This is a genomic window from Nocardioides antri (assembly GCF_008373765.1).
Taxonomy (GTDB): Bacteria; Actinomycetota; Actinomycetes; order Propionibacteriales; family Nocardioidaceae; genus Nocardioides; species Nocardioides antri.
Window position 1 is genome coordinate 1 of the sequence record NZ_VUJW01000173.1, and the last position, 281, is coordinate 281.

Below are 281 nucleotides of genomic sequence, written 5' to 3' on the forward strand. Positions count from 1 at the left end.
ACTGGAGCCGAAATCTTCACCTCTTCGTTTTGATCGCCTCCAGGAACCTTCTTATTTCTCGCATTAAACGGCACATCTGTTAAATTGTGCCATTTCTTGCAGGTCGGGCTGCAACTCAACTCAGCCGTCTTAGCCCGGAATTCTTGAATCGGCGTACCCCTGCTTGCTTTCAGAAGCAAGGCTACCAACACTATCACGAGCACCACGGCGAACACGCCACAGACCCAGGATGTCAACCACGTGTCCCAGTTCTCGCTGACCATATCTTAACCCGTTATTTA

General features: G+C 50.2%; 1 protein-coding gene. It reads right to left on the reverse strand.

Annotation, left to right across the window (positions count from 1 at the left end; genetic code table 11):
* A partial coding sequence (locus F0U47_RS21720) for a hypothetical protein (RefSeq protein ID WP_223162863.1) occupies positions 1-263 on the reverse strand: 263 nt, incomplete at its 3' end.
* Between the last annotated feature and the right edge of the window lie 18 nt (positions 264-281).